Source organism: Pseudomonas sp. TE3644, from assembly GCF_056278815.1.
Genome location: NZ_JBWBQF010000001.1, coordinates 2390699 through 2414527, shown reverse-complemented (window position 1 = coordinate 2414527; position 23829 = coordinate 2390699). Strand labels below are relative to the sequence as shown.

Here is a 23829-nt window from a genome sequence, read left to right as displayed (position 1 = left end):
TTTGATGCGTCAATCGTCCTGCGCCAGGGGGTTCTCCGGGCGCAGGCGACGGTGTTCGCCCAACCGCCGGGTCAGGCCGATGCGGTCGAAGAATTCCAGTACCTGGATGCTGCGCTTGCGGCCCAGCCCCAGCTTGTCCCTGAACGCCACCACCTGAATATCCGGATGGGCTGCACTCAGTTGCCTCAGCATAGCCGCCATCTCACGCAACGTGGCATCGGCGTAGAACAGATCCTTCACCACCTGATGCACCAAACCCAACCGCGCCAGCTTGCGCAGCAGCGTGCGCACGCTGGCATCGTCTTGCCCCGTGGCGCTGGCCAGGTCGCGCACCCATCCACTGCTGCACAACACGGGTTCAAGCCGCTGCCATAACACCTCATCGGCCTCACTCAGGTGCGGACGGTGATCAGGCAGATGCAGCCACGGCCCCGTCGCCGCCACCGCCCCCTCGCCCAACAATTCATCCACCAGGCTGATGAACGCTGGGCGCTCCACGGGCAAGGCGGCAAAGCGCCGAAGCCGGTCACGGTCAGGTCCCATCTGGTCGATTTCCAGTTCATGGAACCGCTCCAGGTGCGCCAGCAGCGCGACCTTCAACGACTGCCAACGATGCTGGTTGAACAGCAAAGGCCCTTGCCGCGTGGCAATCACCAACACGCCCGCGGGCAACCGCCAGGTCTCGCGCAGACGGTTGAACTGCCGTTCCAGGCGCCGCGGGTCCAACCCCGAGCCATTGTTGGTCAGCAGCAGCGGTAGCGCACTTTCCAGGCTTGGGGCACTGGCCAGGATCTGCAACTGCGCCAGGCGCGCCAGGCTGCGGCGCTGACGGGTCGGGGCGAAGGGGTCCAGCACCCGGCCACCGCCCACCGTGCGCTGGGCGCTCTGGTCACGCAGCACCAGGCGGTCGCCGCGCACCGCCTGCAACGGCGCATTGACCAGCAACTGCGCCAGCATGCACCCGCCCGGCAGCACCTGGCCGCCTTCCAGCAACGCCACCCGCCCGGTCACGTCCTGGGTGCCCAGGTGCACGTGCACGGGGCTGAAATGGGCGAAGGGCCGTTCTTCACTGGCCAGAATCTGCAGTTCGATGTCCAGCCGCACCGTAGGCGCGAATAACCACTGCGGCACCAGCCAATCGCCCCGATGGATCTGCTCCACGTTCAGCCGCTCACCCGCCAGGTTCAACGCCACGCGCTGGCCGGCCTCGGCACTGTCCACTGGCTGGTTCTGCGCATGCAGCCCGCGCACCCGCACCGGCCGGCCATCAATGCCCAGTACCAGGCTGTCGCCCACCTGCACGCGCCCGGCCAGCGCCGTGCCGGTCACCACCACGCCTGCGCCCTGCACGCTGAAGGCGCGGTCAATGGCCAATCGAAAACCACCGGCGTCGCGCTGCTGGCGGACTTCGCGCTGGATCATCACCAAGGTCTTGAGCAGTGTGTCGATGCCCACGCCGGTGACGCTGGACACGGCGATCTGCCGCGCGGCGATGTAGGGCCCCGTGGCCAACAGGCGCCCCATGTCGGCCTGCACCTGGCGCACGCGCTCGATGGGCACCCGGTCGCACTTGGTGATGGCCACCAGCGCCTGGGGGATGCCCAGCAGTTGGACGATGGCCAGGTGTTCCAGGGTCTGCGGCATGATGCCGTCGTCGGCGGCCACCACCAGCAGCACCAGGTCGATGCCCTGGGCACCGGCCAGCATGTTGTGGACGAAACGCTCGTGGCCCGGCACGTCGATAAAGCCGGTCAGCGGTGCGCCGCGTTCCAGCGTTGCGTACTGATAGCCCAGGTCGATGGTGATGCCGCGCTCGCGCTCCTCGCGGCGGCGGTCACCCTGCTGACCGGTCAACGCCGCCAGCAGCGCGGTCTTGCCGTGGTCGATGTGCCCTGCGGTGCCGACGATCACAGGGTGGCCCACTGGGCCAGGAACGCTGCCTCGTCATCCAACTGGCGCAGGTCCAGCCACAACGCATCATCGTCGACACGCCCCAGCACCGGGATGGCCAGCGCGCGCAACCGCGTCTGCAGATCAAGCAACTGGCGGCCGCGCAGGCGCCGGGGCACCTGGGGGCGCAGGCACAGCGCCGCGCTGGGCAGGCGCGCCACCGGTTGGCTGCCGCTGCCGATCATGCCCAGGGCCGGTGCCACCGCGACCTCCCAATCCTGCCCCACGGCCTGGGCCACGGCGGCTTTCACGCGTTCTGCCTGGGCCAGGATATCGGCCTGGGGCCGGGTCAATAGGCGCAGGCTGGGCAGGCGTTCGGCGAGACGATCGGGGTCGCGGTAAAGGCCCAGCACCGCTTCCAGCGCCGCCAGGGTCAGCTTGTCGACCCGCAAGGCACGCTTTAGCGGGTTCTTCTTGATCGTGGCGATCAAGTCCTTGCGGCCCACGATCAGCCCCGCCTGCGGCCCGCCCAGCAGCTTGTCGGCGCTGAAGGTGACGATATCGGCGCCATCGGCCAAGGCCTGGCGCACCGTGGGCTCGGCGGGCAGGCCCCAGCGGGTCAGGTCCAGCAGGCTGCCGCTGCCCAGGTCCTCCAGCAACGGCAAGCCATGGGCGCGGGCAATGCCGGCCAGCTCGGCGGTGGGCACCTGGGCGGTGAAGCCTTCGATGCTGTAATTGCTGCGGTGCACGCGCATCAGCAGACCGCTACGCGGGTTGATCGCCGCTTCGTAATCGCGTGCGTGGGTGCGGTTGGTGGTGCCCACCTCATGCAGCTTCACCCCGGCGCGAGCCATGATGTCGGGGATGCGAAACGCCCCGCCGATCTCGATCAGCTCACCGCGCGAAATGATGCCCTGCTTGCGCGCCCCCAGGCTGTTGAGGGCCAGCAGTACCGCGGCGGCGTTGTTGTTGACCACCGTTACCGCCTCGGCGCCGGTCAACTCACGGATCAGGCCTTCGATCAAATCGTCGCGGTCGCCGCGCTTGCCGGTGGCCAGGTCGAACTCCAGGTTCAGCGGGTAGCGCGCGGCAAGCTGCACGGCCTCGATGGCCTCCTCGGGCAGCAGCGCACGCCCAAGGTTGGTGTGCAGCACCGTGCCGGTGAGATTGAATACCCGGCGCACGCGCGGTTGGTGCTGGGTAATGAGGCGTTCGCTGAGGCGGCCCAGCAACACATCGGGGCTGCATTCCAGCGCATCGATGGGCATGGCGCCACGCAGGTCATCGAGCAACACACGCAACGCCCCCAGCACGGCGCTGCGGCCATAACGCGCCAACAACGGCGCACAGGCGGGTTGGCGCAGCAAGCTATCGACGGAAGGCAGATGGGGCATGGGCACCTCTTTCAAAGTGGACACCCAGAGCGTAGCCGGTGGGCGGCATACCGGCCGGACTCAGCCTGCAACCGCCCCGCGAACCGTAGCCGCTGCCGCCAGGCTGCGCTGGCCGGTGTGAACCCTGAAGATTTCGAGTGAGGCACAGGGCCAGCGCAGCCTGCGGCAGCGGCTACGTGGCGGGCCATTGATGGCCATATGCCTCCTGTCAACTCTTACAGTTTCGCCCGCCTGCGTTGCTGGTCACCATGGAGGCCTCCATTACAGGGGCTGACACATGGAATACACCACCCACTATGACGCTGAGCACCAGGCCCTGTGGGGCTACCTGGCGCCACGAAGCATCCCCACCTTCACCCCGTCCATGCTCAACGCCATGCAAGCCTGCGATGCGGCGCTGAATTTGGACGCGCCGCATTGCCCCGTGGATGCCTACATCTGGGCGTCCGCCACCCCCGGCTATTTTAGCCTGGGCGGTGACCTGGCCCACTTCATCGACTGCATCGAGCGCCACGATCGCGCCGCGTTGACGCGCTACGCCACCCAGTGCGTTGACATCATTCACCGTCGGCTCAACCACTATGGCAGCCCACGCCTGATTACCCTGGCCCTGATTCAAGGCGACGCGCTGGGCGGCGGGCTGGAAGCCGCCTTGGCCAACGACGTGATCATCGCCGAAAAACAGGCCAGCTTTGGCTTCCCGGAAATCCGCTTCAACATGTTCCCCGGCATGGGCGGTTACCCGCTGATGTCGCGGCGCATCGGCGCGCGGGCCACCGAAGCCATGATGACCGGTGGTTCGGTTTATTCGGCCCAGGCCTGCCACCAGATGGGCTTTGTCGATCAGGTAGTGCCTACCGGCACGGGCCTGGCCGCCGTGCGCGAGTTTCTGCAAAACGCCCAACCTCGCAAAAATGGCCTGGCTGCCATCTACGCGGCCCGCCAGGCGGCCTGCCCCGTCACCTACGACACGCTGCTGGACACCACCACCCAATGGGTCGACGCGGCGCTGCGGCTGCAAGGGCCCAGCCTGGCCTACATGACCCAGCTGGTACACAAGCAGCAGTCGCTGCCGCTGGCCCACCCTTGAGGGAGTAAACACCATGCCCGGCTACGTATTCGGCCATTCTGCGCAAGAGCTTGAACGCCTGATGTTCCAGGCCCGAGTCCTGGCACCCATCACCTCGCGGTTGATCAGCCACATGGGCATCGCACCCGGCATGCGTGTGCTGGACCTGGGCTGCGGCGCTGGCGATGTGTCGATGCTGGTAGCCCAGGCGGTGGGCGAAAGCGGCTCGGTCATCGGCATCGACCTGGATGCCGATACCGTGGCGTTGGCCCGGCACCGGGCGCAGCTGGCACGCCTGCCCCAGATTCAGTTTCAGGCCTGCGCCATCGAGGCTTATGCCAGCGCTGAAGGCTTTGATGCAGTGATCGGCCGCTACATCATGCTGCACCAGGCCGACCCGCTGGCGTTTCTGCACAAGGCCGCCAGCCTGGCGCGACCTGGCGGGGTGCTTGGGCTGCACGAGATTGCCATCGAGGCGCCCATGCTTGAATCCCATCCCGTGGTGCCACTCTGGCAACAAGTGGGCACTTGGCTGTTCGACGCACTGAACGCAGGGGCACGCAGCCCCAGCGCAGCGGGCAGCATGCTGGGGCATTTTGACGACGCAGGGTTGCCGCCGCCGGAGCAGTTTTGTGAGCGGCCGATTGGCGGCGGCGCCGATGCGCTTTTCTATCGCTGGGCGGCCGAGGCGGTTCGCACCTTGATGCCCCATCTGATAAGGCTGGGGGGCCTCGATGAAGCCGCGGTGCAGTTGAACACCCTGGAGCACCGGTTGCGCAAGGCCACGGTGCAAGCCCGTGCGCAGCTGCTGGGACCCACCCAGGTGTGTGCGTGGGTGCGGCTGTAGCCGCTGCCGCCAGGTTGCGCTGGGCGGGGTGAACCCTGGAGATGTTCAGCGAGGCGGAGGGCCAGCGCAGCCTGGCGGCAGCGGCTACGGGTTCGACGTTTGGGGTTTGGGGTTTGGGGTTTGGGGTTTGGGGTTTGGGGTTTTCGGTTCGGGCTCAGCCATCAGCCGCCCGGCGCCAATAACAGGTTCGGCGCCTGGCGCAGGTAGCCTTCCTGGTCCAGGCGCACATCCAGGGCCAGGGTGGCCAGGTCGGCCGACAAGGCCTCGGCACTGGCGTCGTGTTCCAGGTACACCAGCTTCAGGTAGCTGTGGCAATGCGGGCAACTCTCAGCGCGCAGCGGCGCCTGCCCCGGCGCATGGCGGTCGGTGGCAAGGCTGGTGTATTGCAGCCCCTGGCTTTGCTCGCAGTAGATGCACTTGACCCGTACCACGTGCCATTGGCACGCACACAACGAACACACCAGATAGCGCAGCCCCGCCTGGTTGCCGCGATGACGAATCACCCCGGCCATGGCCGGCGAGCCGCATGCCGGGCATTGGCTGAGGCTGCTGCACGGCGCCAGCGCCAGGCTGGGCATGTCCAGCAGCCAGTGGCACCAGGCGGCCTGCAAGGCGGCGCCCAGGAACGGCACCAGCGCCGAGGGTACGCTGGCGTACTGGCCGCCGAGCAGCGCCAGCGCCCACACCTTGCGCTGGTCGGCAGCCGCGCCACCCAAGGTGGCCAGCGCCTGTTGCACCGCCGGCTGGGCAGGCGGCGAATAGCGCAGCAGCAACGCATCCAGCCAAGGCTGCCAGGCACCGTCGCGCACCAGGCTGTCGAAGGCCAGCGGCGGCAAACCGTGTTGCTGGCACAACAGCAGGCGATCGGGGTTGGGCGTGGGCGCGGCCGGCGGATGGTCCAGCAGGCTTTGCTGCACCTGGCACAGGTCGCCCACCAGGTTGAGGTAATCACCCAGCGGGTGCCCCGCCGCCAGTGCATGCAACCGCGCCGCACGATGGCCGAACAGGTCGGCCGGCGGCAGGTTGAGGAAATCCGGCGCCGTGCTGGACGCCTGGATCTGTTGCGGTTCAAGCATCCTGCTCATGGCTCACTCCTGTGGGGTGGTTCAATGCGCTTGTCGCCCGTGACCTCGCGGTACCACAACCCATGATGCTTGCGCGCCCAGGCGCGGCTGACCCAGCCATGCAGCATGGCGTCCACCGAGCCCTTGATCCAGATACCGGCATAGATGTGCACGATAATGCTGATCACCAGCACGAACGCCGCCGCGGCATGGGCCAGCACCGCCAGGCGGATCGTGGTAATGCCGAACCACTGGCTGAAATACACCCGCCAAATCACCAGGCCACTGAACAATAGCACCAGCATGCAGGCCAGCAGGGTCCAGAACAGCAATTTCTGCCCCGGGTTGTATTTGCCTATCGGCGGCACCCCCTGCTCCTGGTTGAGCATCACCCGGTCGATGCGCTTGAGCCACAGCCGGTCGTTGTGGATGAAAAAGTTGGCGCGCCAGAAACGAATCACCAGGCCCATGAACAGCACGAACATGGCCACGCCCATGAACGGGTGCAGAATGCGCGTCCACGGCCCGCCGCCGAACAGGTGGCTGAGCCAGAACAGCGCCGGGTGGAACAGCGCCAGCCCCGACAGCCCAGCCATGAAAAATAGGATCGCCACCAGCCAGTGGTTGGTGCGCTGGTTGGCCGTGTAGCGCAGGATCTGTTTGGGCATCATGGCCGTGGCTCCTCGTTGGGATCGAAGATATGCACGGCCGGGTCGCCGTGAGGTGCTTCATCCTCCTCGGTCAATTGCGGGCCCACGCGCACGTAATGGAAGAACCCGGCCAGCACCGCCGCGCCCATGGCCAGCAGCGCCAGTGGTTTGGTCACGCCTTTCCACAACCCCACCAGCGGGCTGATCACCGGCTGGTTGGGCAACCCGGCATACAGCGACGGCTGATCGGCGTGGTGCAGCACGTACATCAGGTGGGTGCCGCCCACACCATCGGGGTCATAGAGACCAGCCTGTTCAAACCCTCGGCTTTTCAGGTCGACGATGCGCTCGGCGGCATGTTCCTTCATGTCCGCCTTGGTGCCAAAGACGATGGCGCCCGTGGGGCACGTCTTCACGCAGGCCGGCTCCAGCCCCACCGACACGCGGTCCGAACACAGGGTGCATTTGTAGGCCTTGTGGTCCTTCTGCGAGATGCGCGGGATGTTGAACGGGCACCCGGTGATGCAATACCCGCAGCCAATGCAGTGGTCCTGGTTGAAGTCGACGATGCCGTTGGCGTGCTGGATGATCGCGCCGGGGCTGGGGCAGGCCTTCAGGCAGCCAGGGTCGGCGCAGTGCATGCAGCCGTCCTTGCGGATCAGCCATTCCAGGTTGCCGCTGGCGGTGTTTTCGTGCTCGGTGAAGCGCATCACCGTCCAGCTTTCTGCGGTCAGGTCGATGGGGTTGTCGTAGGTGCCGTGGTTGTGCCCTACCTCGTCGCGCAGCTCGTTCCATTCCGAGCACGCCACCTGGCAGGCCTTGCAGCCGATGCATTTGGTGGTGTCGATCAGCTTGGCCACCTCGTCCATCTGGCGCACCGAGGACGGCAACGTGGTGGTGGCCGACTGCGCGGTAATGTCTTGAATCGCCATCTAGATTTTCTCCACGTTGACCAGGAACGACTTGGATTCCGGTGTCTGCGAATTGCCGTCGCCCAGGAACGGCACCAGGGTGTTGGTCAGGTAGCCGTGGCGCGTCACCCCGGTGAAGCCCCAGTGCAGCGGGATGCCGATGTGGTGCACCACCTGGCCGTTGACCTGCAGCGGCCGAATGCGCTTGGTCACCACGGCCACCGCTTCGATAAAGCCGCGCTTGCAGCTCACGCGCACACGATCGCCAGCGGCAATGCCCTTCTCGCCCGCCAGCACCTCGCCGATTTCCACGAACTGCTCGGGCTGAGCGATGGCGTTGAGGCGGCAGTGCTTGCTCCAGAAGTGGAAGTGCTCGGTCAGCCGGTAGCTGGTGGCCGCGTACGGGAAGTCCTTGGCCTGGCCCAGCGAGTCCCACACCGAGTCGAAGATGCGCGCCGCCGGGTTGCTGATCACCTGCTTGTTGTTGGGGTGCAGGGGGTTGATGCCGATCGGCGTCTCGAACGGCTCGTAGTGCTCGGGAAATGGGCCCTCGTTCATCTTGTCGACGGCGAAGAAACGCGCCACGCCTTCTGGGTTCATGATGAACGGGTTCATGCCTGCTTCGGGCGGCACGTCGGCCTTGTAGTCGGGCACGTCGGTACCGCCCCAGCTTTTGCCGTTCCACCACACCAGGCGTTTTTTCTCATCCCAGGGTTTGCCCTGGGGGTCGGCCGAGGCGCGGTTGTAGAGGATGCGGCGGTTCATCGGCCAGGCCCAGGCCCAGCCCAGGTGCTGTTTCATGCCGTAGGGGTCGCTGTTGTCGCGCCGGGCCATCTGGTTGCCCTGCTCGGTCCAGCTGCCGCAGAAAATCCAGCAGCCCGAGGCGGTGCTGCCGTCGTCCTTGAGCTGGGCGAAGCCGGTCAGTTGGCTGCCGCCCTTCACGGCGGCGCCGCTGGCGTCGGTGTAGTCGACCACGGCGGCGCCGTTGAGCTCCTTGGCCAGCTCTTCGGGCGAAGGCTCGTCGGGGATTTTGTACGGCCACGACAGGTTCAGCAGCGGCTCGGCGTAGGCCCCGCCGTTGGCCTGGTACAGCGCCTTGAGGCGCAGGTACAGGGCGCTCATGATCGCCACGTCGGTGCGCACCTCGCCCGGGCCATCGGCGCCCTTCCAGTGCCATTGCAGCCAGCGGCTGCTGTTGACCAGCGAGCCGTCCTCCTCGGCGAAACAGGTAGTGGGCAGGCGGATCACTTCGGTCTGGATGGCGCCGCTGTCGACGTCGTTGAACGGCCCGACCTTTTCCCAGAACTGCGAGGTCTCGGTGGCCAGCGGGTCCATCACCACCAGCCATTTGAGCTTGGCCAAGGCCTTCATTACCCGGTTCTTGTCCGGCAGTGCGGCGATGGGGTTGAAGCCCTGGCAGATGTAGCCATTGACCTTGCCCTGGCCCATCAGGTCGAACATTTTCAGGATGTCGTAGTTGGGGATGTCGAGCTTGGGCAGCCAGTCGTAGCCCCAATGGTTGTCGGCGGTGGCGTTGGCGCCGTACCAGGATTTCATCAGGCTGACGTGGAACTTGCTGTAGTTCTGCCAATACGACAGCTGCCCGGGGCGCAGCGGTTTTTGCGTGCGTTTGGTGATGAAGGCGTCGTAGTCCTGCTCGGCATCCAGGCCCAGGGTGAGGTAGCCGGGCAGCGCGTTGGACAGCAGCCCCAGGTCGGTCAGGCCCTGGATGTTGGAGTGCCCGCGCAAGGCATTGACGCCCCCGCCCGGCATGCCGACGTTGCCCAGCAGCAGTTGCACCATGGCGGCGCTGCGGATGATCTGCGAGCCAATGGAATGCTGGGTCCAACCCAGTGCATACAGGATGGTCATGGTCTTGCCAGGCACGGCGCACGTGGCGATCTCGTCCCAGATCCTGCGCATGGCATCGGCGGGCATGCCGCAGGTCTGGCTGGCCAATTCCAGGGTGTAGCGGCTGTAGTGCTGCTTCATCAATTGGTAGACGCAGCGCGGGTCTTGCAAGGTGGGGTCGACCTTGGCAAAGCCGTCCTCGCCCAGTTCATAGCCCCAGGTGGACTTGTCGGTGTAGGTACGTTTGGCCGCGTCGTAACCGGTGAACAGGCCATCCTCGAAGCCGAAGCCGGCTTTGACGATGAACGACACGTCGGTGTAGGTGCGCACGTACTCGTGCTGGATCTTGTCCTGGGTCAGCAGGAAATTGATCAGCCCGCCCATGAAGGCGATGTCGCTGCCGGTGCGAATCGGCGCGTAGTAGTCGGCCACGGAGGCGGTACGGGTAAACCGCGGGTCGACCACGATCAGCCGGGCCTGGTTGTGGGCCTTGGCTTCGGTCACCCATTTGAAGCCGCACGGGTGCGCTTCTGCTGCGTTGCCGCCCATTACCAGGATCAGATTGGCGTTGCCAATGTCGGTCCAGGTATTGGTCATGGCACCACGGCCGTACGTCGGGGCAAGACTTGCCACCGTCGGGCCGTGTCAGACACGCGCCTGGTTATCAAACCCCAGCATGCCCAGGCTGCGCACCACTTTGTGGGTGAGGTAGCCGGCTTCGTTGGACGCCGCAGAGGCCGCGAGGAAACCCGTGGTGACCCAGCGGTTGACGGTCTGGCCCTTGTCGTTTTTCTCGACGAAGTGGGCGTCGCGGTCGGCCTTCATCAGCGCGGCCACGCGGTCCAGGGCTTCGTCCCACGACACGCGGGTCCACTCGCTGCTGCCAGGCTTGCGCACCTGCGGGTACTGCAGGCGGTCGGGGCTGTGGATGAAGTCCAGCAGGCCCGCCCCTTTGGGGCACAGGGTGCCGCGGTTGACCGGGTGGTCGGCGTCGCCTTCGATGTGGATGATGTGCTGCGCGACGTTCTTGGCCGCATCGCCCTGGCTGTACATGATCAGGCCGCAGCCGACCGAGCAGTAGGGGCAGGTGTTGCGGGTTTCCTGGGTGTGGGCCAGCTTGAAGTGGCGCACCTGCTCGGCGAACGCCGGCGCGGGGGCCATGCCCAGCGCGCCGATGCTGGCGCCGGCCAGGCCGATGCTGGCGACCTTGAAGAACTGACGACGGTTGAGGTCCATCGGCGGGGCTCCTTGATCTGGGGTGGGGGGTGGGGTTAATTCTAGTTGGGGGTGGGGATTGGGGGGGGCCGCTGGTCTGGTGTGGGTTGGTTTTGGGGTGGAGTGGTTTTGGTGTGGTTTTGGGGGTGCAGGGCTTTAGCTTTTTGGCGTTCTTGAGATCGAGCGCCGTCCGCACGGCGCTTCGCGGCCGCAGGCCGCTCCTACCGTTTGTTTCGGGCCAGTTTTGCCAGTGGCATCTCCCGGGACCGCTCTGTTGGTTCACTGCAGATCTGTGTGGGTGCCAACAAGGCGGTCCCGGGAGATGCCACTGACAAAACTGGCCCGAAACAAACGGTAGGAGCGGCCTGCGGCCGCGAAGCGCCGCGCGGGCGGCGCTCGATCTGATGAACACTGCAAAACTTAAGACGAACACCCAGGCAAACAGGTACTTTATCCCCCACCCCAAAAACCCGGAACCCCCCCCATGCTCCAACTCGCCCGCCAGGCACCCACCCTCGACGCCATCATCACCGCCCACGCCGCCCTGCGCGCCCAGGGGCCGCTGGTGCAGTGCCTGACCAACGTGGTGTCGGCGCCGTTCATGGCCAATGTGCTGCTGGCCGCCGGCGCCTCGCCGGCCATGGTCGACAACCCCGAGGAAGCCGCAGGCTTTGCCAGCATCGCCGGCGCGGTGCTGGTCAACCTGGGCACGCCCACCACCGCCCAGGTGCAGTCCATGCGCCTGGCGGTGCAGGCTGCCTTCGACATCGGCAAGCCGTGGGTGCTGGACCCCATCGGCGCCGGTGTGCTGCCCTGGCGCGGCGCGGTGGCGGCCGAATTGCTGGCGCAGCGGCCCACGGTGATTCGCGGCAATGCTTCGGAGATCATCGGCCTGGCGGGGCTGGGCAGCAGTCGGGCGAAGGGCTTTGACAGTTCCAATGACCCCGCCGACGCCATGCCGGCGGCCATGAGCCTGCTCAAGCACGCCCATTGCGTGTCGGCTTCAGGGCCTATAGACCATGTGGTCGGAAAGGTGCAGGACGATGCCGGCAACGTCAGCCATTACCTGCTGCGTATCGCCGGTGGCAGCGCCCTGCTGCCACGCATCACGGCCTCGGGCTGTGCGTTGGGCGCGTTGGCGGCGGCGTACACGGCGGTGGCGGCGGACGCGTTCTGCGCCGTGGCGGCGGCCCATGTGCACTTCGCGTTGGCGGCCGAATACGCCGAGCGCCAGGCGCGCGGGCCGGGGTCGTTCATGCCGGCGTTCCTGGATGGGCTGGACTTGGTGGACGCCCGCCTGATCCGCGCCAAGGCGCAGATCGACGGGGTGAAGTTGGTCAGATAACCCGCAGCACGATCTTGCCGATGTGATCGCCGCCTTCCATGCGCTGGTGTGCACCCACCGCATCGGCCAGGGGGAACACCTGGTCCAGCACCGGCAGGCATTTGCCCTGGGCCAGCAGCGGCCAGACGTGACGCTGAAGGCCAGCGGCGATCACCGCCTTTTCCTCGGTGCTGCGCGAGCGCAATAGCGAGCCGGTGACCACCGCCTGCTTGGCCAGGATCGCCAGCAGGTTGACCTCCTTGACCACCGGCGAGCCCAGGAAGCCAATCACCACCAGGCGTCCACGACGCGCCAGGGACGCAATGTTGCGCTCGAAATACGGGCCCCCCATGATGTCCAGAATCACGTCCACGCCCTTGCCCGCCGTGCGTTCGGCAATCACCTGGGCGAAATCCTGCTCGCGGTAGTTGATCGGCTCGCCGCCCAGGGCCCGCACCTGTTCAGCCTTTTCGGCACTGCCTACCGTGGCGAATGCGCGGATGCCCAGCGCCTGGCAGATCGACAGCGCGGTGGTGCCGATGCCGCTGGTGCCGCCGTGGATCAACAGGGTTTCGTCGCGGCCCAGGTGCGCCATGTCGAACAGGTTGGCCCATACGGTGAAGAAGGTTTCAGGGATCGCCGCCGCCGAGATCATGTCGATACCGGCCGGGATGGCCAGCACTTGGGTGGCCGGTACCGTGGCGTATTCAGCGTACCCGCCGCCGTTGGTCAGCGCACACACTTTGTCCCCCAAAGCAAAGCCCTGCACCTGGTCGCCCAGGCCGACCACTTCACCGGCCACTTCCAGGCCAGGCAACGGGTTCATGCCTGGTTGCATGGGGTATTTGCCCGCCCGTTGCAGGGCGTCGGGGCGGTTGACGCCAGCGGCGTGCACCTTGATCAGCACTTCATGAGGTTGCGCCACCGGCAAGGCGCCGCTGCGCGCCGCCAGCACCTCCGGGCCGCCGGGCGTGGTGATCTCGATGTAGGTCATGGTGGACGGCAATTCAATCGCAGGCATATTCAGGCTCCCGAAGCGTTGGGGTACTGGCAGTGACAACGGCCAGCAGGCAGGCGTTCATCATAGCGCCGGGCAATGATGCGATAATGCAGCGATTTTTCATGCCAAAGATGCACGTTTGCATCACCCGAGGACGACCATGAACTGGGATGACACGCGCTTTTTCCTGGCCCTGTGCCGTGACCAGACGCTGCGCGGCGCCGCCCGCCAGCTGGGAGTGGACCAGGCCACCGTGGGCCGGCGCATTGCCGCGCTGGAGCAGGCGCTGGCGGCCACGCTGTTTTTGCGCAGCTCCGACGGTTACCGCCTGACGGCGTCCGGTGAGGCCGCCTATGGCGCAGCGCTGAAGATGGAGCAGTCGGCCCATGACCTGCAACGCCGGTTGCAAGGGCTGGACGACAAACCCAGTGGCAAGGTGCGGCTGGCCACCACCGATTCGCTGGCAGCCGACGTGGTGATCCCCGCCCTCGCCCGCCTGCACCGCCAGCACCCGCAGGTGCAGGTGGAGATCAAGGCGTCCAGCGAGATGCTCAACCTGACCCGCCGCGAGGCGGACCTGGCCATCCGCACCGTCAAGCCGGACAACCCCGACCTGCTGGTGCGACGCCTGGCGCAGTGGCCGGTGGGCCTGTTCGCAGCCGCGCCGTACCTGGAGCGCCACGGCCACCCGCAGCCGGGCAGCGGCTTTGCCGGCCATGCCCGTGTGGCCTGGCAACCTCACCTGGACGCCAGCGCCGTGGCGACGCTGCTGGATGAGCCGGCGCAGCAGGCGCAGGTCAGTTGCAGTGCCAACACCAGCCTGCTGATACGCCGCGCAATGGTCGCAGGTCTAGGGCTGGGTGAACTGCCGGTGCCGGTGGGCGAACAAGATGGCCTGACCCGCGTGTGGCCCGATCGGGTGCGGGCGCAGCCTTACCAGGTGTGGCTGGTCAGCCATGCCGACCTGCGCCACACGGCGCGGGTGGAGGTGGTGGTGCAGGCCCTGGTGCAGGCGTTTACTGAAATGACAGCAGGTCGCGGCGTTCCAGATTGAGCAAGTACTGCTTGGCCGGCAGGCCGCCGGCGAACCCGGTCAGGCTGCCGGAGCTGCCGATCACCCGATGGCACGGGGCGATGATCGAGATCGGATTACGGCCATTGGCCGCACCCACCGCCCGCACGGCCTTGGGGTTGCCCAGTTGCATGGCGATGTCCAGGTAGCTGCGGGTTTCGCCGAAGGGGATGGTCAACAACGCCTGCCACACCTGCACCTGGAAGTCGGTGCCGGCAAAGTCCAGCGCCAGGTCGAACACCTGGCGCTGGCCGGCGAAGTATTCCTGCAACTGGGCGGCGGTGCGTTGCAGCATCGGGTGGTCGTGGCGTTGTTCCAGCTCGCCCAGGCGCACGCGGTTGGGGCGGTCTTCTTCCCAGAGGATGGCGGCCAACTTGGGCCCGCGCGCCACCAGGGTCAGCAGCCCGACGGGGGATGGCAGGTGCATGAAAGCATCGGGCATGGCAGTGAATCCTGGGCAGGTGACCCACCATTCTAAACCGCACCTCGATTGACGACACGCCCCTATTGGGTCGGGATTGGGTGTGGGAGCGGGCTCTGCCCGCGAAGCAGGCACCGCGCACTGCCTTGGGCTACGCGGTGCCTGCTTCGCGGGCAGAGCCCGCTCCCACAAAAAACGACACGATTGTCGACAGTTACTATTTTTGCTTTGACTATAAACGCCTATATGGCTATTTTCGACCCTACAACACCAAAACGTGTCGACAATATGCCCACCCTCACCGCCCCCGAGACCGAAGACACCGAAACCCTCTCGGAAAATGTCTTCCGCCGTATCCAGGCCGCCATTGTCAAAGGCGACATCGCCCCCGGCAGCAAAATCTCGGAGCCGGAGTTGGCGCGCACCTACGGCATCAGCCGCGGCCCGCTGCGCGAGGCCATTCACCGGCTGGAAGGCCAGCGCCTGCTGGTGCGCGTGCCCCATGTGGGCGCGCGGGTGGTGTCGCTGAGCCACGCCGAGCTGATTGAGCTGTACGAAATTCGCGAGTCGCTGGAAGGCATGGCCTGCCGCCTGGCCGCCGAGCGCATGAGCGAGGCCGAAATCGAAGAGCTGCGCCAGGTGCTGCACACCCACGAGCGCGACGCCGCGTTCCAGGCCGGCGTGGGCTATTACCAGCAGGAAGGCGATTTCGACTTCCACTACCGCATCATCCAGGGCAGCGGCAACCGCACCTTGGTGCAGATGCTCTGCGGCGAGCTGTACCAGCTGGTGCGCATGTACCGCATCCAGTTCTCGGCCACGCCCAACCGCCCGCGCCAGGCGTTCGCCGAGCACCACCGCATCCTTGATGCCATTGCCGAGCGCGATGGCGAATTGGCCGAATTGCTGATGCGCCGACACATCGGCGCCTCGCGACGCAATATCGAGCGTCACTACACGGACGCGTCCACCCAGCCTGAGAGGTGAGTCATGAACAATAAGAACAGTCCCGGCCAGCGCTTTCGCGACGCCGTTGCCAGTGAACATCCGCTGCAAGTGGTGGGCGCCATCAACGCCAACCACGCCCTGCTGGCCAAACGCGCCGGTTTCAAGGCCATCTACCTGTCGGGTGGCGGTGTGGCGGCAGGTTCACTGGGCCTGCCGGACCTGGGCATCAGTGGCCTGGACGATGTGCTCACCGATGTACGCCGCATCACTGACGTGTGCGACCTGCCGCTGCTGGTGGACGTCGACACCGGCTTCGGTTCCTCGGCGTTCAACGTGGCGCGCACGGTCAAGTCGATGATCAAGTTCGGCGCTGCGGCTATCCATATCGAAGACCAGGTGGGCGCCAAGCGCTGCGGCCACCGGCCCAATAAAGAGATCGTCAGCCAGCAGGAAATGGTCGACCGCATCAAGGCCGCCGTGGATGCGCGCACCGACGACAGTTTCGTGATCATGGCGCGCACTGATGCGCTGGCGGTGGACGGCCTGGAAGCCGCCCTGGAACGCGCCGAAGCCTGCGTGGAAGCCGGCGCCGACATGGTGTTCCCCGAGGCTATCACCGAATTGGCCATGTACAAGCTGTTCGCCGACCGGGTGCGAGCGCCGATCCTGGCCAACATCACCGAATTCGGCGCCACGCCGCTGTACACCACCCAAGAGCTGGCATCGGTAGACGTGTCGCTGGTGCTGTACCCGCTGTCGGCGTTCCGCGCCATGAACAAGGCCGCCGAGAACGTCTACGGCGCCATCCGCCGGGACGGCACGCAAAAAAATGTCATCGACACCATGCAGACTCGCATGGAGCTGTACGACGCCATCGACTACCACGTGTTCGAACAGAAGCTGGACGCCCTGTTCGCCCAGAAGAAAGCCTGAAGCATACCCGTAGCCGCTGCCGCCAGGCTGCGCTGGCCTGTGTGAACCCTGAAGATTCCGAGTGAGGCACAGGGCCAGCGCAGCCTGCGGCAGCGGCTACACCGTGAAATCCAGACAATAAATTCAAGAATGGAGACAACCATGGCCGAAGCAAAAGTATTGAGTGGTGCCGGCCTGCGTGGCCAGGTGGCCGGGCAGACTGCCCTGTCCACCGTGGGCCAGGCCGGCGCCGGCCTGACCTACCGTGGCTATGACGTGCGCGAACTGGCCGAGCACGCCACCTTCGAGGAAGTGGCCTACCTGCTGCTGTATGGCGAGCTGCCCAACCATCAGGACCTGGACCACTACCAGCACAAGCTCAGCACCCTGCGCGACCTGCCCAAGGCGCTCAAGGAAGTGCTGGAGCGCATCCCCGCCAACACCCACCCCATGGACGTGATGCGCACCGGCTGTTCGTTCCTGGGCAACCTGGAACCGGAGAAAACCTTCGACCAGCAGCACGACGTCACCGACCGCCTGCTGGCCGCCTTCCCGGCGATCATGTGCTACTGGTACCGCTTCAGCCACCACGGCGTGCGCATCACCTGCACCAGCGACGAACCGGACGTAGCCGGGCACTTCCTGCACCTGCTGCACGGCAAGGCGCCCAGCGAGCTGCATCGCAAGGTGATGAACGTGTCGTTGATCCTCTATGCCGAGCATGAATTCAACGCCTCGACCTTCACTGCCCGGGTGTGTGCCTCGACGCTGTCGGACCTGCACTCGTGCGTGACGGCGGCCATCGGCAGCCTGCGCGGCCCACTGCACGGCGGTGCCAACGAGGCGGCCATGGCCATGATCCAGAAATTCCACAGCGCCGAGGAAGCGGCGCGCGGCACCCTGGCGATGCTGGAGCGCAAGGACAAGATCATGGGCTTCGGCCATGCCATCTACAAAGACAACGACCCACGCAACGAGGTGATCAAGGCCTGGTCGAAAAAATTGGCCACCGAGGTGGGCGACACCGTGATCTACCCGGTGTCGGAAGCCATCGACAAGACCATGTGGGCACAGAAGAAGCTGTTCCCCAACGCCGATTTCTACCATGCCTCGGCGTACCACTTCATGGGCATCCCCACCGAGCTGTTCACGCCCATTTTCGTCTGCTCGCGGCTGACCGGTTGGGCGGCGCATGTGTTCGAACAGCGCGCCAATAACCGCATCATTCGGCCCAGCGCCGAATATGTGGGCGTGGAACAGCGCGCCTACGTGCCAATAGAGCACCGATAACGCGAAACCAGGGGTGCAAACACCGGCTGTAGGAGCCGGCCTTGGCCGCGATGGGGCCTTCAATATCGCCATCGCGGCCAAGGCCGGCTCCTACAGATGAGTACGCGCCCTCGCGATTGTGTGACCGACACCGTGAATGAGCCCGCCACCATGAACAATCAATACCGCAAAAATCTCCCAGGCACCGCCCTGGACTATTTCGACACCCGCGCCGCCGTCGACGCGATCAAGCCCGGGGCCTACGCCACCCTGCCCTACGTGTCCCGCGTGCTGGCCGAAAACCTGGTGCGCCGCTGCGACCCGGCCACCCTCACCGCCTCCCTGAGCCAACTGATCAACCGTGCGCGCGACCTCGACTTCCCCTGGTTCCCTGCCCGCGTGGTGTGCCACGACATCCTCGGCCAGACCGCCCTGGTGGACCTGGCCGGCCTGCGCGACGCCATCGCCAGCCAGGGCGGCGACCCGGCGCAGGTCAACCCCGTGGTGCCCACCCAACTGATCGTCGACCACTCCCTGGCCGTGGAACGCGGCGGCTTCGACCCGCAGGCGTTCGAGCAGAACCGCGCCATCGAAGACCGTCGCAATGAAGACCGCTTCCACTTTATCGACTGGACTAAAAAAGCCTTCAAGAACGTCGACGTGATCCCGCCCGGCAACGGCATCATGCACCAGATCAACCTGGAGAAAATGTCGCCGGTGATCCAGGTGCAGGCCGGCGTGGCCTTCCCCGACACCTGCGTGGGCACCGACAGCCACACCCCGCACGTCGACGCCCTGGGCGTGATCGCCATCGGCGTGGGCGGCCTGGAGGCCGAAAGCGTGATGCTGGGCCGCGCCTCGTGGATGCGCCTGCCGGACATCATCGGCGTGGAGCTGACTGGCCAGTTGCAGCCGGGCATCACCGCCACCGACATGGTGCTGGCCCTGACCCAGTTTTTGCGCCAGCAGAAAGTGGTAGGCGCCTGGCTGGAGTTCTTCGGCCAAGGCGCGGCAAAGCTGACCCTGGGCGACCGCGCGACGATTTCCAACATGGCCCCCGAATACGGCGCCACCGCGGCGATGTTCTACATCGACCAGCAGACCATCGATTACCTCAAGCTGACCGGCCGCGAAGACCAGCAGGTGCAGTTGGTGGAGGACTACGCCAGGCTCACCGGCCTGTGGGCCGACAGCCTGAAAACCGCGGAATACGAACGTACCCTGAGCTTCGACCTGAGCAGCGTGGTGCGCAACATGGCCGGCCCCAGCAACCCCCACGCGCGCCTGGCCACCAGCGAGCTGGCCGCCAAAGGCATCGCCGCGCCGTGGTCGGAAACGCCGGGGCAAATGCCTGACGGCGCGGTGATCATCGCCGCCATCACCAGTTGCACCAACACCAGCAACCCGCGCAACGTAATCGCCGCAGGCCTGCTGGCGCGCAACGCCAACCGCCTGGGCCTGACCCGCAAGCCGTGGGTCAAGAGCTCGCTGGCCCCCGGTTCGAAAACCGTGAAACTGTACCTGGAAGAAGGCGGCCTGCTGCCCGAACTGGAACAGCTGGGCTTCGGCGTGGTGGCCTTTGCCTGCACCACTTGCAACGGCATGTCCGGCGCCCTGGATCCGGTCATTCAACAGGAAATCATCGACCGCGACCTGTATGCCACCGCCGTGCTGTCGGGCAACCGCAACTTCGACGGGCGCATCCACCCCTATGCCAAGCAGGCGTTCCTGGCCTCGCCGCCGCTGGTGGTGGCCTACGCCATTGCCGGCACCATCCGTTTCGACATCGAAAAAGACGTGCTGGGCCACGGCCCCGACGGCGCCGAGATCCGCCTGAAGGACATCTGGCCCAGCGACGAGGAAATAGACGCCCTGGTCAAATCCTCGGTCAAGCCCGAGCAGTTCCGCCAGGTGTACATCCCCATGTTCGCCGTGCACGAGGACACCGGCCCCAAGGTCACCCCACTGTACGACTGGCGCCCGCAAAGCACCTATATCCGCCGCCCGCCCTACTGGGAAGGCGCCCTGGCCGGCGCCCGGCCGCTCAAGGGCATGCGCCCGCTGGCGGTGCTGCCGGACAACATCACCACCGATCACCTGTCGCCGTCCAACGCCATCATGCTCGACAGCGCCGCCGGGGAATACCTAGCGAAAATGGGCCTGCCCGAGGAGGACTTCAACAGCTACGCCACCCACCGCGGCGACCACCTGACCGCCCAGCGCGCCACCTTCGCCAACCCCAAGCTGTTCAATGAAATGGTGCGCGAGGACGGCAAGGTCAAGCAGGGTTCGCTTGCCCGCGTTGAGCCCGAAGGCCAGGTGATGCGCATGTGGGAAGCGATTGAAACCTACATGGAACGCAAGCAGCCGCTGATCATCATCGCCGGTGCCGACTACGGCCAGGGCTCGTCCCGCGACTGGGCGGCCAAGGGCGTACGCCTGGCGGGCGTGGAGGCGATTGCCGCCGAAGGCTTCGAACGCATCCACCGCACCAACCTGGTGGGCATGGGCGTGTTGCCGCTGGAGTTCTTGCCGGGCACCAACCGCCACACCCTGGCCATCGACGGCAGCGAAACCTATGACGTGGTGGGCGAGCGTACCCCGCGCGCCACCTTGACGCTGGTGATCCACCGCGCCAACGGCGAGCGCCTGGAGGTGCCGGTGACCTGCCGCCTGGACACCGCCGAAGAAGTCTCCATCTACGAAGCCGGCGGCGTGCTGCAACGCTTTGCCCAGGACTTCCTCGAACAGGCCCCGGCGGCCTGAGGACCCTTACATGAGCTACCCCGCACAACTGAAAATACCCGCCACCTACATGCGCGGCGGCACCAGCAAAGGCGTGTTCTTCAAGCTGGACGACCTGCCCGAAGCGGCGCGTCAGCCAGGCCCGGCCCGTGACGCGCTGCTGCTGCGGGTGATCGGCAGCCCCGACCCTTATGGCAAGCAGATCGACGGCATGGGCGGCGCCACGTCCAGCACCAGCAAAACGGTGATCCTCAGCAAAAGCCAGCGCGACGGCCACGACGTGGATTACCTGTTCGGTCAGGTGGCCATCGACTCGGCGTTTATCGACTGGACCGGCAACTGCGGCAACCTGTCGGCGGCGGTCGGCTCCTTCGCGCTCAGCAACGGCCTGGTGGACGCCGCGCGCATCCCCCGCAACGGCATGGCCACGGTGCGTATCTGGCAGGCCAACATCGCCAAGACCATCATCGCCCACGTGCCCATCACCGACGGTGCGGTGCAGGAAACCGGCGACTTCGAACTGGACGGCGTGACCTTCCCGGCCGCCGAGGTGCAGCTTGAATTCCTTGACCCCGCGGCCGAGGAAGAAGGCGCAGCCGGCGCCATGTTCCCCACCGGGCACGTGGTGGACGACCTCGACGTGCCCGGTGTGGGCAGCTTCAAGGCGACGATGATCAATGCCGGTATCCCGACTATCTTCCTCAACGCCGTCGACCTGGGCTACACCGGCACCGAGCTGCAGGACGCCATCAACGGCGACCCGCAGGCCCTGGCGCGCTTCGAGACGATCCGCGCCCATGGCGCCTTGCGCATGGGCCTGATCCAGCAGCTGAGTGAAGCCGCCACGCGCCAGCACACACCCAAGGTCGCGTTCGTGGCCAGCCCCGTCGCCTACACCGCCTCCAGCGGCAAGGCGGTCAGCGCCCAGGACTGCGACCTGCTGGTACGCGCCCTGTCGATGGGCAAGCTGCACCACGCCATGATGGGCACCGCCGCCGTGGCCATCGGCACCGCCGCCGCCATCCCCGGCACCCTGGTGAACCTGGCGGCCGGCGGCGGTGAACGCCAGAGCGTGCGCTTCGGCCACCCCTCCGGCACCCTGCGCGTGGGCGCCCAGGCCGAGCAGGTGGACGGTGAGTGGAAAGTGCTCAAGGCCAGCATGAGCCGCAGCGCACGGGTGTTGATGGAAGGTTGGGTGCGGGTGCCCGCCTGATTCGTAGCCTCTGCCGCCAGGCTGCGCTGGCCCTGTACCTCCCTGAAGATTTTCAGGGTTCACACCGGCCAGCGCAGCCTGGCGGCAGCGGCTACGCTGTCGAAAGGCTGAATAGACAGCAAAATCTCCCCCATATCGGGATCTATCGATATAATTGACCGTTGCGTGGCATTCACCTCACGCCTTCCCGCGGCTGCGTCCGCGTTTCAGGATCACGTTCAATGCGACTACCTCTTATTTCGCTGTTTGCCGCCCTTTGCGTGGCCGGTTGCGCCACCCCCAACTCCCCGTCCAAAACCTTCAACAGCGGCAAAAGCCCCGAAGAGGTAGGCGAGTGCATCCTGCCCAAATGGCAGGCCCTGCGCGCCGGCACCGAAAAGAGCGGCACGGCCAAGCACATGCGCCTGACGGTCAGCAGCAAACTGGCCGCCGACGAGATTCTGGACATTTACAAAACCCAGACCGGCAGCGAAATTTCCTGGTATCAGCGCGAGCCCCTGACCTTTGGCCGTGGCAACCTCAACAAGGCCGTACGCGATTGCCTGTGAGCGACGTCGCAAATCCGCCGCCGCGTTGCCGATTGAGCAAGGGCTTGACCGCCGGTTGATGCCCCTGCCATCCAGCCTGCAAACGTGCCCCGCGCCCGCCTCCCTGCACTCAAAAGCACCTGCCGATGGCCCAGGATGGCGCACGGGGGACGCTGTCAGGCCCCGCCCTTCAACCTTGCGCCACCCACCCGCCACGCTCTGACCCGCTGATGACAGGGTGCGCGCCCGCCCCTTGCGCAACGCGCATGCCCTGAACAAATAAACAATTCCCGCCTTGCCTTGGCCTCCCCGACTCTAGAACTCCCGGTCTTGCCCAAGGAGCTCTCGATGAACAAAGGTTATGCTACCGCCGCATCCCTGGCCGTGTTCGCACAAGGCTGGGCCTTGTCGCCGCAGGCGCAGGCCGATGGTTTTCCCGGTATCGCCATGATCGCCCCCGGTTTTGGTTACTACGCCATCGACAGCGGCTTCGACAGCAAGCTCAAGGTGTACGGCACCGTGGATGCCTTCGCCAGTTACCACGACTCCGGCCACTCCACCGGCACCCAATTGGGCGGCGGTGGCGCCTGGACCAACAAGCTGGGCGTGTACGCACGCACCCCGGTGGCGACCGACACGGTGCTGGAAGCCGACGTGGAGGAAGGCTTCAACGTCAACGGCAACACCGTCGGCCAGGACTGGAAAAGCATCGGCACCCTGCGCCTGGCCGTACTGGCGCTGCGCTCCAAGGACTACGGCAAACTGGAGGTGGGCAAAACCTACGGCATGGGCACGCCGACCTATGCCGACCCGTTCCTGGCCAGCTACGGCTCGCCCTATACCTACCTCAGCCTGCCGGCCGCCGGCAAAGGCGCCTATTACCTGGACCTGCGTCCCAAGCACACTGTCGCCTATACCACGCCCACCTTCCATGGCTGGAGCATCGGCACCGCGGCCAGCTTCGGCCTCAACGACACCGCCAGCGACGGCCGCACCCTGCGCGGTGGCGGCGCCAAGCTGCAGTACACCGACAAGCGCCTGATCCTGCTGGCCTCGTTCAACCGCTACTTGAGCGACCCCTGGGTGGACGGCGGCCAGCTCAAGCAGACGCCCAATTACTACAAGAGCCTGTCGGCGTTCTACGATTTCGGGCCGTTCTCCAGCAGCCTGACCTGGCAGCGTCAGGACGTGGACGAGACGGGCAGCCCCAGCACCACGGTGGTCACGGCAGGGTTCATCCTGCCCCTGGGCAAACGCGACCTGACCCGCCTGGTGCTGGTGAAACGCTCGGTGGACGCTGCCGGCAAGGACGCCTATGGCGCCATGATCGGCTACGACCACTTCTTCACCCCGCGCCTGGCCACCTACGTGCACCTGGGCATGGTCAGCAACCAGCGCAACAGCGCCGTCACCTACGAAGGCACCCCCGTGGAGCAGACCGGCGACGACCCGCAGAACCTGACGGTGGGGGTGTATTACCACTTCTGATCATCCGCCGCCCCCCGAA

At 65.9% G+C, this 23829-nt stretch carries 19 protein-coding genes; 11 read left to right on the top strand and 8 right to left on the bottom strand.

The window, feature by feature from the left end; all coding sequences use genetic code 11:
• Positions 1-9: 9 nt before the first annotated feature.
• Together selB and selA are read right to left on the bottom strand one after the other, a co-directional pair.
• The gene (selB, locus tag ACZ9GA_RS10615) at positions 10-1911 is read right to left on the bottom strand and encodes a selenocysteine-specific translation elongation factor (RefSeq protein WP_457363758.1); all 1902 of its coding nucleotides are present in this window, start codon (positions 1909-1911) and stop codon (positions 10-12) included.
• Positions 1908-3284 (bottom strand): L-seryl-tRNA(Sec) selenium transferase, encoded by a 1377-nt coding sequence (gene selA, locus ACZ9GA_RS10610; RefSeq protein ID WP_457362714.1) that lies wholly within the window; start codon positions 3282-3284, stop codon positions 1908-1910. The genes selB and selA overlap by 4 nt, the downstream gene beginning before the upstream one ends.
• Positions 3285-3561: 277 nt before the next feature.
• Here selA and ACZ9GA_RS10605 point away from each other — a divergent pair, with 277 nt between their 5' ends.
• Entirely contained in the window at positions 3562-4374 is an 813-nt protein-coding gene (locus ACZ9GA_RS10605; protein ID WP_457362715.1) for a crotonase/enoyl-CoA hydratase family protein, read from the top strand.
• A 13-nt stretch (positions 4375-4387) separates the two neighbouring features.
• Positions 4388-5200, top strand: a complete 813-nt coding sequence (locus ACZ9GA_RS10600) for a class I SAM-dependent methyltransferase (RefSeq protein ID WP_457362716.1) — start codon at positions 4388-4390, stop codon at positions 5198-5200.
• 161 nt (positions 5201-5361) lie between these two features.
• Here the strand turns inward: ACZ9GA_RS10600 and fdhE are convergent, their stop codons facing one another.
• Genes fdhE through fdnG form a run of 4 tightly spaced genes read right to left on the bottom strand, consistent with a single transcriptional unit; the run spans position 5362 to position 10912 of the window.
• The gene (fdhE, locus tag ACZ9GA_RS10595) at positions 5362-6285 is read right to left on the bottom strand and encodes a formate dehydrogenase accessory protein FdhE (RefSeq protein WP_457362717.1); all 924 of its coding nucleotides are present in this window, start codon (positions 6283-6285) and stop codon (positions 5362-5364) included.
• Positions 6282-6935, bottom strand: a complete 654-nt coding sequence (locus tag ACZ9GA_RS10590) for a formate dehydrogenase subunit gamma (protein ID WP_457362718.1) — start codon at positions 6933-6935, stop codon at positions 6282-6284. Before ACZ9GA_RS10590 ends, fdhE begins: the two co-directional genes overlap by 4 nt.
• The gene (gene fdxH, locus ACZ9GA_RS10585) at positions 6932-7846 is read right to left on the bottom strand and encodes a formate dehydrogenase subunit beta (protein ID WP_457362719.1); all 915 of its coding nucleotides are present in this window, start codon (positions 7844-7846) and stop codon (positions 6932-6934) included. The genes ACZ9GA_RS10590 and fdxH overlap by 4 nt, the downstream gene beginning before the upstream one ends.
• Positions 7847-10912, bottom strand: a complete 3066-nt coding sequence (gene fdnG, locus ACZ9GA_RS10580) for a formate dehydrogenase-N subunit alpha (RefSeq protein WP_457362720.1) — start codon at positions 10910-10912, stop codon at positions 7847-7849.
• Positions 10913-11375: 463 nt separating this feature from the next.
• Here fdnG and thiM point away from each other — a divergent pair, with 463 nt between their 5' ends.
• Positions 11376-12236 carry a hydroxyethylthiazole kinase gene (thiM, locus tag ACZ9GA_RS10575; protein WP_457362721.1) on the top strand — a complete coding sequence of 287 codons (861 nt, stop codon included), beginning with the start codon at positions 11376-11378 and terminating at the stop codon, positions 12234-12236.
• Here thiM and ACZ9GA_RS10570 read toward each other — a convergent pair.
• The gene (locus ACZ9GA_RS10570) at positions 12229-13227 is read right to left on the bottom strand and encodes an NAD(P)H-quinone oxidoreductase (protein ID WP_457363759.1); all 999 of its coding nucleotides are present in this window, start codon (positions 13225-13227) and stop codon (positions 12229-12231) included. The two genes, thiM and ACZ9GA_RS10570, sit on opposite strands and share 8 nt — an antisense overlap.
• A 148-nt stretch (positions 13228-13375) precedes the next feature.
• On the opposite strand from ACZ9GA_RS10570, the gene ACZ9GA_RS10565 reads away from it, so the two are divergent.
• On the top strand, positions 13376-14269 hold the full coding sequence (locus ACZ9GA_RS10565) for a LysR family transcriptional regulator (protein ID WP_457362722.1): 894 nt from the start codon (positions 13376-13378) through the stop codon (positions 14267-14269).
• On the opposite strand, the gene ACZ9GA_RS10560 is transcribed toward ACZ9GA_RS10565, so the two are convergent.
• Entirely contained in the window at positions 14232-14729 is a 498-nt protein-coding gene (locus ACZ9GA_RS10560; protein ID WP_457362723.1) for a methylated-DNA--[protein]-cysteine S-methyltransferase, read from the bottom strand. The genes ACZ9GA_RS10565 and ACZ9GA_RS10560 overlap by 38 nt on opposite strands.
• Before the next feature lie 267 nt (positions 14730-14996).
• Between ACZ9GA_RS10560 and ACZ9GA_RS10555 the strand changes: the two genes are divergently transcribed.
• The 7 genes from ACZ9GA_RS10555 (at position 14997) to ACZ9GA_RS10525 (ending at position 23810) form a co-directional block, all read left to right on the top strand.
• Positions 14997-15695 (top strand): GntR family transcriptional regulator, encoded by a 699-nt coding sequence (locus tag ACZ9GA_RS10555; protein WP_457362724.1) that lies wholly within the window; start codon positions 14997-14999, stop codon positions 15693-15695.
• A gap of 3 nt (positions 15696-15698) precedes the next feature.
• Positions 15699-16589, top strand: coding sequence for a methylisocitrate lyase (gene prpB / locus ACZ9GA_RS10550; protein WP_455922855.1), 891 nt, complete (start codon positions 15699-15701; stop codon positions 16587-16589).
• 141 nt (positions 16590-16730) lie between these two features.
• A complete protein-coding gene (prpC, locus tag ACZ9GA_RS10545) occupies positions 16731-17858 on the top strand; it encodes a bifunctional 2-methylcitrate synthase/citrate synthase (protein ID WP_457362725.1) in 1128 nt (375 codons plus the stop codon).
• 150 nt (positions 17859-18008) lie between these two features.
• Entirely contained in the window at positions 18009-20603 is a 2595-nt protein-coding gene (acnD, locus tag ACZ9GA_RS10540; RefSeq protein WP_457362726.1) for a Fe/S-dependent 2-methylisocitrate dehydratase AcnD, read from the top strand.
• 10 nt (positions 20604-20613) lie between these two features.
• A complete protein-coding gene (gene prpF / locus ACZ9GA_RS10535) occupies positions 20614-21795 on the top strand; it encodes a 2-methylaconitate cis-trans isomerase PrpF (protein WP_457362727.1) in 1182 nt (393 codons plus the stop codon).
• Between the two features lie 221 nt (positions 21796-22016).
• Complete coding sequence (locus ACZ9GA_RS10530; RefSeq protein ID WP_457362728.1) at positions 22017-22343, top strand: hypothetical protein; 327 nt, start codon at positions 22017-22019, stop codon at positions 22341-22343.
• Between the two features lie 327 nt (positions 22344-22670).
• A complete protein-coding gene (locus tag ACZ9GA_RS10525; protein WP_457362729.1) occupies positions 22671-23810 on the top strand; it encodes a porin in 1140 nt (379 codons plus the stop codon).
• Positions 23811-23829 lie beyond the last annotated feature (19 nt).

Excerpts from the sequence above, each read along its gene's own strand:
- selA (WP_457362714.1), bottom strand. The coding sequence starts at position 3,284 with ATGCCCCATCTGCCTTCCGTCGATAGCTTGCTGCGCCAACCCGCCTGT.
- ACZ9GA_RS10605 (WP_457362715.1), top strand. The coding sequence starts at position 3,562 with ATGGAATACACCACCCACTATGACGCTGAGCACCAGGCCCTGTGGGGC.
- ACZ9GA_RS10600 (WP_457362716.1), top strand. The coding sequence starts at position 4,388 with ATGCCCGGCTACGTATTCGGCCATTCTGCGCAAGAGCTTGAACGCCTG.
- fdhE (WP_457362717.1), bottom strand. The coding sequence starts at position 6,285 with ATGAGCAGGATGCTTGAACCGCAACAGATCCAGGCGTCCAGCACGGCG.
- ACZ9GA_RS10590 (WP_457362718.1), bottom strand. The coding sequence starts at position 6,935 with ATGATGCCCAAACAGATCCTGCGCTACACGGCCAACCAGCGCACCAAC.
- fdxH (WP_457362719.1), bottom strand. The coding sequence starts at position 7,846 with ATGGCGATTCAAGACATTACCGCGCAGTCGGCCACCACCACGTTGCCG.
- thiM (WP_457362721.1), top strand. The coding sequence starts at position 11,376 with ATGCTCCAACTCGCCCGCCAGGCACCCACCCTCGACGCCATCATCACC.
- ACZ9GA_RS10565 (WP_457362722.1), top strand. The coding sequence starts at position 13,376 with ATGAACTGGGATGACACGCGCTTTTTCCTGGCCCTGTGCCGTGACCAG.
- ACZ9GA_RS10560 (WP_457362723.1), bottom strand. The coding sequence starts at position 14,729 with ATGCCCGATGCTTTCATGCACCTGCCATCCCCCGTCGGGCTGCTGACC.
- ACZ9GA_RS10555 (WP_457362724.1), top strand. The coding sequence starts at position 14,997 with ATGCCCACCCTCACCGCCCCCGAGACCGAAGACACCGAAACCCTCTCG.
- prpB (WP_455922855.1), top strand. The coding sequence starts at position 15,699 with ATGAACAATAAGAACAGTCCCGGCCAGCGCTTTCGCGACGCCGTTGCC.
- prpC (WP_457362725.1), top strand. The coding sequence starts at position 16,731 with ATGGCCGAAGCAAAAGTATTGAGTGGTGCCGGCCTGCGTGGCCAGGTG.
- acnD (WP_457362726.1), top strand. The coding sequence starts at position 18,009 with ATGAACAATCAATACCGCAAAAATCTCCCAGGCACCGCCCTGGACTAT.
- prpF (WP_457362727.1), top strand. The coding sequence starts at position 20,614 with ATGAGCTACCCCGCACAACTGAAAATACCCGCCACCTACATGCGCGGC.
- ACZ9GA_RS10530 (WP_457362728.1), top strand. The coding sequence starts at position 22,017 with ATGCGACTACCTCTTATTTCGCTGTTTGCCGCCCTTTGCGTGGCCGGT.
- ACZ9GA_RS10525 (WP_457362729.1), top strand. The coding sequence starts at position 22,671 with ATGAACAAAGGTTATGCTACCGCCGCATCCCTGGCCGTGTTCGCACAA.